This is a genomic window from Methanobrevibacter sp., from assembly GCF_045577275.1.
GTDB lineage: Archaea > Methanobacteriota > Methanobacteria > Methanobacteriales > Methanobacteriaceae > Methanobrevibacter.
Genome location: NZ_JAZNIB010000216.1, coordinates 1 through 7819, shown reverse-complemented (window position 1 = coordinate 7819; position 7819 = coordinate 1). Strand labels below are relative to the sequence as shown.

9 protein-coding genes are annotated in these 7819 nt (G+C 35.2%); 2 read left to right on the top strand and 7 right to left on the bottom strand.

The features are described 5' to 3' along the window. A partial coding sequence (locus tag ACKI67_RS06230; protein WP_407462583.1) for a nitroreductase family protein occupies positions 1-526 on the top strand: 526 nt, incomplete at its 5' end. A gap of 44 nt (positions 527-570) precedes the next feature. Here the strand turns inward: ACKI67_RS06230 and ACKI67_RS06225 are convergent. Beyond that, positions 571-1242 (bottom strand): methyltransferase family protein, encoded by a 672-nt coding sequence (locus tag ACKI67_RS06225; protein ID WP_407462582.1) that lies wholly within the window; start codon positions 1240-1242, stop codon positions 571-573. 138 nt (positions 1243-1380) lie between these two features. Between ACKI67_RS06225 and dusB the strand changes: the two genes are divergently transcribed. Then, on the top strand, positions 1381-2370 hold the full coding sequence (dusB, locus tag ACKI67_RS06220; RefSeq protein ID WP_407462580.1) for a tRNA dihydrouridine synthase DusB: 990 nt from the start codon (positions 1381-1383) through the stop codon (positions 2368-2370). A gap of 121 nt (positions 2371-2491) precedes the next feature. On the opposite strand, the gene mmp11 is transcribed toward dusB, so the two are convergent. The 6 genes from mmp11 to ACKI67_RS06190 form a co-directional block, all read right to left on the bottom strand. Next, positions 2492-3430 carry a methanogenesis marker protein 11 gene (gene mmp11, locus ACKI67_RS06215; protein ID WP_407462579.1) on the bottom strand — a complete coding sequence of 313 codons (939 nt, stop codon included), beginning with the start codon at positions 3428-3430 and terminating at the stop codon, positions 2492-2494. Positions 3431-3557: 127 nt separating this feature from the next. After that, positions 3558-3998 (bottom strand): 6,7-dimethyl-8-ribityllumazine synthase, encoded by a 441-nt coding sequence (ribH, locus tag ACKI67_RS06210; protein ID WP_407462578.1) that lies wholly within the window; start codon positions 3996-3998, stop codon positions 3558-3560. Positions 3999-4360: 362 nt separating this feature from the next. Further along, positions 4361-5356, bottom strand: a complete 996-nt coding sequence (locus ACKI67_RS06205; RefSeq protein ID WP_407462577.1) for a glycosyltransferase family 2 protein — start codon at positions 5354-5356, stop codon at positions 4361-4363. Positions 5357-5386: 30 nt separating this feature from the next. Continuing rightward, positions 5387-6412, bottom strand: a complete 1026-nt coding sequence (locus ACKI67_RS06200) for an isocitrate/isopropylmalate family dehydrogenase (RefSeq protein WP_407462584.1) — start codon at positions 6410-6412, stop codon at positions 5387-5389. A gap of 55 nt (positions 6413-6467) precedes the next feature. After that, complete coding sequence (locus ACKI67_RS06195) at positions 6468-6950, bottom strand: 3-isopropylmalate dehydratase small subunit (RefSeq protein WP_407462575.1); 483 nt, start codon at positions 6948-6950, stop codon at positions 6468-6470. 1 nt (position 6951) lies between these two features. Beyond that, a partial coding sequence (locus ACKI67_RS06190; protein ID WP_407462574.1) for an aconitase/3-isopropylmalate dehydratase large subunit family protein occupies positions 6952-7819 on the bottom strand: 868 nt, incomplete at its 5' end.

Here is a 7819-nt window from a genome sequence, read left to right as displayed (position 1 = left end):
TATAGCTATTTTTAGTGAGGAAAAGGGGAATTACTATCAAAATGTTGGATTTATATTTCAACAGGTGGACTTGTTCTTGCAAAGCAAAGGAATAGGGACCTGTTGGATAGGAATGGGAAGTCCTAAAAATTATAATAATCCGGATGACAGCCAAAAGTTCATAATCATCATATCAGTCGGAAAGCCAAAAGGAAATATATACAGGGAAATTGACCAGTTTAGAAGAAAAGCTCTTGAAGACATATCAGATATGAGAGATGAAAAATTGGTCCCTGCACAATTTGCACCCTCCGCTTCCAATAGCCAACCATGGTATTTCACCCATAACGATGACGGCAGCTATGATTTATACAGGATAAAACGTGGAATGCTTAGAAATAGGGTGTATGGAAAATGGAATAGGATTGACACTGGAATAGCTTTGGCACATCTTTATGTGGCTAATAGGGATAGCTTTAAATTCTACATGAAAGAAAGTCCTAAAGAATTGAAAGGGCATTTTTATGCCGGTAGTTTTGAGATTTAATAGCTATTTTTAACTATTCTCTTTAATTTTCATTTTCACTTTTTTTACCATAAATATGGAATCAGCCTATATTTTACCTTTCCCTTATATTCCTTATATCCAATCAATTCATTCTCAAGAACTTTTTCTTCATTTCTAATTCTAAATATAATTATTATTGGATAAATCAACATAACAACAAATGAAAATATGGAATCCAACACTAATGGCATTGATAGGAATAAAAATATTGTAGAAGTGTACATCGGATGTCTTACAATGCCGTATAGGCCAGAATCAACAACCTTCTGATTTTCACTTACCTCAACAGTACGTGAAAGATAAGCGTTTTCCCTAAGCACTTCTGCATACATTATATAAGCTAGCAGGAATATGATTGAAGCGATAATTATCACTGCTTGAGGAAGGTGGTACCATCCCAATCTAAAGTTAAGTCCTGCTAAAATGAATGCCAGCAGGAAGATTATTCCACTAATCAAAATCACTATTTTCTGTTCATCCTCCTCTTCATTTGCATCCAATCTTCTTCTTAAAAGATCTGGAGATTTGAAAAACATGATTATTCCTGCAAAAAACATTGGAATAAAGAGCAATGCTATAAATAACCATCCATTAGGATAATTTAGTGTTCCTGCAGGGATGAAAAGAAGTATGCATATTATTATCAGACCAATAAGGAATTTGCTTAATGCTTGAAAAAATAGTTTATTATCCATCATATCACCAATTTGCTTTACAATTAATTTTTTATTTTTTCAGTATAATAAGTTTTGAGTTTTTTGTGGAATGAATTATATATTTTTAAAATAAATATATTTGTAGAATTGAAAAATTAAATATTTCAAGTGATTTTAGTGAAATGGAAAATAGGAAATGTTGAAATAGATAATCAGATAGCTTTGGCTCCTATGGCTGGGGTATGTGACTTCAGCTTCAGAACAATTGTCAAATCAATGGGTTGCGGGTTGATTGAAACTGAAATGGTTTCAGATAAGGCTATCATGTACGGCAATTGGAAAACCAAGGAAAAGCTGTATATGACTGATTATGAACGTCCAATTTCACAGCAAATCGTAGGTTCGGATATAGAATCGCTGACATTTGCTTCCAAATACATATATGAAAACACAAATGCAGATATCATTGACATTAACATGGGATGTCCTGTAGTTAAAGTCACCAACAGGTCAAAATCAGGCTGTGCATTGATGAAGGATCCAATTAAAGTCAGGTCTATTGTAGAATCTATTGTAGACATTATACCGATTCCAGTTACCGTAAAGATTAGAAGCGGTTGGGATAAGGATAATATCAATGCTGTAGAGATAGCGCAAATCGCTGAAGATGCTGGTGCATCCGCAATTACAGTTCATCCACGTACAAAGGATCAAGGATACTCAGGAAAGGCGGATTGGTCGATTATAAAAGAAGTTAAGGAAAATGTATCCATTCCAGTTATTGGAAATGGAGATGTCAGGTCATGTTTTGATGCAAAGAGAATGTTGGATGAGACAGATTGTGATGCAGTTATGGTTGGAAGGGCTGCATTAGGCAATCCTTGGTTAATTAGGGATTGCATCAATTATCTTGAAGACGGCACACTGCCAAAGGAAGTTAGCATTGAAGAGAGAATGGAAATCCTAAAGAAACACATAAATCTTCTTCTTCAAAGAAAGGGAGAGGCATTTGCAATTCCTAAAATGAGAACCCAAGCAGCATATTATGTTAAGAAGTTGCCGAAGACAATAGAGCTCAAGCAGCAGATATTCAAGATGAATACAAGAGATGACTTGTTTAATCTATTGGATAATTATGTGGAAACAATGGGTGACGAGTTAAAATAATCTTAAAAAATAGTTTTTGAAAAATAGATTAAAAAAATAAAAAAGAAACTAGTGGGTCACTCCCAACTAGTGAAAAGAGTTTTGGTCAAGGTTTTTTGGCCGAAGGCCAAAAAAGCTTGGGTTAGTAGTAAACTTTTACAGCCTCATCAACATCATCATGCAAACCAAGTGCAGCAAGTGCACCTACTTTACCTTGATCTCCTGTAACTGCAAGGAGTGGAATGTCCAATTCTTCTGCAAGTTTTTCTGCAGTTTCAACATCCATCATACCAGTCTTGGTAGCCATTGCATATTCTCTAAGCTTAGGAGGTATTCCAATTCCTTCAAGAATAGCTATTGCAGTCTTATCTGATAAGGTGTCATGTTTTAGGATTTCAATAAGTCTATTGATCAATCTTTCCTTATCTTCAGCCATTACAGCAAAGGTAAGAGCAATTGAAACACAGTTTTGAGTCTTATGAGGATTATGTGGGAATAACTGAACGATAATATGGTCGAGATACTCGAATCCTTCCTCTTTCAATTGAAGGCCGATATTGTGAGCCATGGTCCAGGTTGCTCCTGCATCCTTTACATCAGTGTCATCTATTCCGATAACCAATTTTTCGTATTTTGGAGTTACTACAGTAGCTTTTCCTTCTTTGCTTCCTCCACCAACTTCGAGAAGCTCGATGTATTTTACACCTTCTCCCATACCTCTGCACATCCCAGCACCTACTCCAGCACCAGCAAGGCCTCCGTGAGTGACTTTAACTTCATTTGCTTCCTCATCAATAACAACTTCTTCAATTCCAGCAGCATTGATACTTGCTTTAAGGTCTATTGGCTTTTTGCCCACTTTACAAAGGTAGGTGTGCTTGTTTCCATCTCTTTTAGCATCAATGATAAGTTCACTGCTGTGTTGGTATTGGTAAAGCAACCAGTTGGAACCGCTTGGGCAAGGGTGGTATTCAATAAGTTCTACTTTATCTCCATCAGCCATTGTAATGACTTTCTCATATGGAGCAATCCATGGGTCATCAAATTTTTCTTTTAACTCTTCAGGTTTTAAAATTTCCATATTACCATCTATAAAGATAAATTTTTAAAAAGATTGTTAATCTAAAAAATTAGCTGTTAATCATTTTAAGCTATAAAAAAAGTATTTAAAGAATTCAAATAGAATTCTTTAATCATATTCATTTCAATTAAATTTCTTGTAATCTGTCACACATTTTGACAGCTGCTTCAACAGCGCTTTTACCATAGGTAACTCTTCTGTGAGCATCTAATCTGGTCATTCCTGGACCACTGATTCCGAGGGAAATTGGTTTACCCCATTCTAATGATAAATCAGCGATTTTACGGGATGCGTGTTGAGCTACGATTTGGTCGTGATCAGTTGCACCTTCAATTACAGTACCAAGGGTGATGATACAATCTAAATCTACGTCTTCGTAGTCTTCATCTTCGTCTGCTTCAATTAATTTTTTGATTGCAAGAGGCATATCGAATACGCCTGGCACCATTACAATTTTAGTGATTTCACAATCACGAACTTGAGCTTCTGCTTTAGCAAGTTCTAACATCATATGAGTAATATCATAATTAAATTCTGCAACTACTGCACCAATATTATATTTTACCATTTTTTATCCTCCAAACTTTATTTAGTCATTGATTAATATTATTTTATTAATTTTTTTATTTTTTTATTAATTTTTTAATTTTTTATTTTTTTATTAATTTTTTGTTTTTGTTTTGATTATTTATTTATCATTATTGAATTATAACGTGGCTTGACTACATTACCATTACGATAAAACTAGCCACTGCACTGAAAACCATAATAAAGATAATAAATAATGCTGCAAGTTTTACTGCTGTCATATTTGTTCTCCTACTTTTATATAAATTAATTTCTTATTTGATAATATTTTTTGATAATATTTTTATATATTATAGTAATTATTTATAAATTTTATTTTTTTAAGGGTTGTTAGGAAATTATTCAATACTCAATATTCTCCTTCTTGAATTCCTCATAAGTGTCATATTTCAAAACATCCAAGAAGAATTTTTTCTTCTTAGGCCCAAGATTATCCAAATAATCCTGATAATATTCTGTTTTTTTAATTTTTTCATAATCTTCTTTAATCAAGTTGAATAAGGGCTCTTTCGCATCTTCTGTAATATCCATCAAGGCCATTCTTGGTCCATTGATCTTATAAGCCAACAAATCGAACTTATAGTCCTCATAGAAACCGTTATCTATGAATCTTCTCATGAGTTCACAGCCTGCTTCCACTGTATCAAGGTAGTTTGCATCTACGACATGGGTTATTGAAGCGTTGTGTTTTCTTCTATAATAGAAATGTTTTCTTATGATTGAAATTCTTTTTGCCTTAAGGTAAACATAGAAGAAAAATGGCATGTCCTCAAAGTATATTCCTTCTGGAAAAGAAGCATCAATTGACTTTAAAAAGCTGTTTCTATAAATTTTTTGACAACTGCTGACAGATAGGTCGAATAGGAAATCCTTTGTCTTTTCTGGGCCAAATACACAGTCATCAAAGCTTTCATCAAGCTTATTCAAATTGAACCAATCGTTTTCATAAATGCGGCCTGTTTCATCATCGTAATTGATCATTTGATACATGGTGATATCTGTATCCTTTTCCTTTGCCTCATTATAGGATATTTCAAATGCTTCCTCCCTAAACCAATCATCAGCGTCAAGGAAAGTCACATATTCGCCAGAAGCTATTTTCATTCCTTTGTTTCTGCTTGCTCCAAGACCTATATTTTCCTGGTCTATAACCTTAATTCTTGAATCATCCTTTGCATAGCCATTTATGATATTGAGAGTATTGTCTGTAGAACCGTCGTTAACTATGATTATTTCAATACATTTAAGTGTTTGGTTTAGAACACTTTCAATAGCCTTTCTTATGAATTTCTCTTCATTATATGCACAAAGAATTACGGATATTTTTGGTTCAGTCATCTTCACTCCCTAATAAGAATTAATATGGTTTTAGTTCAATGCATCGATAATTGCATCAGCCACTTCAGTTGTTGTTGAATTTCCACCAAGATCTGGAGTCAGTATCTTTCCTTCATTCAAAACAGAGAGTATTGCATTGTTTAATTTTTCTTCCGCTTCATATTCTTCCAAATAGTTCAACATCATGATTGCTGATAGAATCATAGCCATTGGGTTGGCAATTCCTTGACCTGCGATATCTGGTGCAGAACCATGCACCGGTTCGAATAATGCTCCATCCTCTCCAATATTTCCTGATGGAATCATTCCGAGCCCTCCTACAAGTCCAGCCCCTTCATCAGATAAGATGTCTCCAAACAGGTTGGTTGTTACGATGACTTCAAAAGTTTCTGGCCTTGTGATAAGGTACATTGCAGTTGCATCTACATAAAAGTCTTCAGTTTCTATTTCATCTTTGTAATCTTCAGCAACTTCGTAAAATGTTTCCTTGAACAGTCCATCGGTAATTTTCAGAACGTTTGCCTTATGAACTCCTGTAACTTTGGATTTATTATTGTTTTTAGCATATTGGAAAGCATAATCAATGATGCGTCGGCTTGCTTTTTTAGTAATGATTCTTCTTGCAATTGCCCCTTCTTCGGTATATTCCTCTTCCTTTGCAATATACATTCCTTCAGTGTTTTCTCTCACTATCATAAAGTCAAGATTATCAAAAAGGGCATTGGTGTTTGGATAGGATTTCACAGGCCTTAAATTTGCAAATAGGTTTAATTCCTGTCTGAGTCTTACAATCACATCAGCTGCGGTTTCTCCAGCAGCCCCAAATAGGCATGCATCAGCATTTTTTGCAAGTTCAATTGTTTCATCAGGCAAAGCAGCTCCGTTTTTTTCCAAACATTCATCTCCTGCTTCCCCATAAGCAAAATTAAAGTCAATATCCAATGCTTTCAATACATTTATGCATGCATCCATTACTTCTTTACCGATTCCGTCTCCAGGAATCACTGCAATATTATACATTTTTACACCATTAATCTTTTTGTAAATAATTGAAATTAAGTTTTCATTAGTGATTTTTAGAAAATAATTAAAACACTAATTTAGTTTTTTTTTATTCGTTTTGTTTTCTTAAATAACTGATTAAGCCACCGGATTCAAGAATTTCCAACATGAATGGAGGCAATTTTTTAAATTTGATTTCCTTTCCACTTTCGGATATGATCAATCCTTTTTCCATATCCACCTCTATCTCTTCACCATCTTCAATGATTTCGCTTATTCCTGGTGCTTCCAATAGGGGAACACCTACATTTGTAGCGTTCCTATAGAAGATTCTTGCAAAGGACTCAGCGATTACAGCAGATATTCCGCAACCCTTGATGGCTATTGGGGCATGTTCTCTGCTGGATCCACAGCCGAAATTGGTTCCTCCAACTATGAAATCACCAGCACTTACCTGTGATTTGAAATCTGAAACCAATCCTTCCATACAATGCTTGGACAATTCTTCTTCATCAGTATAAATCAAATATCTGCCTGGAAGAATAATGTCTGTATCAATATCATTTCCAAATTTCCAAACCTTACCTTTCATATTATTCCCCCTCTTTTGGCACTGCTATTCTTCCTTCAATTGCTGATTTTGCAGCAACTTTTGCAGAGGACAAGTAGACTTCCCCTTCTGGGCTTCCTTGCCTTCCTTTAAAGTTTCTGTTTGATGTTGAAAGACTTACTTCTCCAGGTCCAATAAGACCAGTATGACCTCCAAGACATGGGCCGCAACATGGTTGTGAAATCAACGCTCCCGCTTCAACGAATATCTTAAGCAATCCTTCATCCAAAGCCTTGAGATAGGTTTCTCTTGAAGCTGGAATGACGAGCATTCTAAGGCCATTTGCTATCTTATTTCCTTTCAATATTTTTGCGGCATCCCTTAAATCCTCAATTCTACCATTGGTGCAGGATCCTATGAACACCTGGTCGAGTTCAACATCACCAAGTTCGCTTGCAGGTTTTACATTGTCTACATTATGTGGACAAGCTATTTGAGGTTCAAGGTTGCTGATGTCAATATTCACAGTCTCAAGACTTGCTGAGTCAGGGGATGTTTTAAGATTGGACTTTTCTATAAATGCCTTCAATCGGCTTTTATTTTCACCCTTTACCCTATCCTTTAAGTAATCATAAGTTTTTGCATCAGGTTCCATCAAACCGGTTTTGCCTCCCATTTCAATTGCCATATTTGACAGCACCATTCTGTCAGACATGCTCATGTTTGAAATGGTTTCTCCTATAAATTCACATGACTTATAGGTTGAGCCATCTGCTCCAACTTGCCCTATGATATGTAGGATCACATCCTTTGCAGAGACATTTTCCTTTAGACTTCCGTTAATGTTGAATTGTATGGTTTCTGGAACCTTAAACCATAATTGGCCGGTTGACAGCACCATTGCCATATCT

What these genes read in the sequence shown, in the direction of transcription:
- ACKI67_RS06225 (WP_407462582.1), bottom strand. Translation starts at nt 1,242, where the DNA reads ATGGATAATAAACTATTTTTTCAAGCATTAAGCAAATTCCTTATTGGT.
- ACKI67_RS06195 (WP_407462575.1), bottom strand. Translation starts at nt 6,950, where the DNA reads ATGAAAGGTAAGGTTTGGAAATTTGGAAATGATATTGATACAGACATT.
- ribH (WP_407462578.1), bottom strand. Translation starts at nt 3,998, where the DNA reads ATGGTAAAATATAATATTGGTGCAGTAGTTGCAGAATTTAATTATGAT.
- mmp11 (WP_407462579.1), bottom strand. Translation starts at nt 3,430, where the DNA reads ATGGAAATTTTAAAACCTGAAGAGTTAAAAGAAAAATTTGATGACCCA.
- ACKI67_RS06205 (WP_407462577.1), bottom strand. Translation starts at nt 5,356, where the DNA reads ATGACTGAACCAAAAATATCCGTAATTCTTTGTGCATATAATGAAGAG.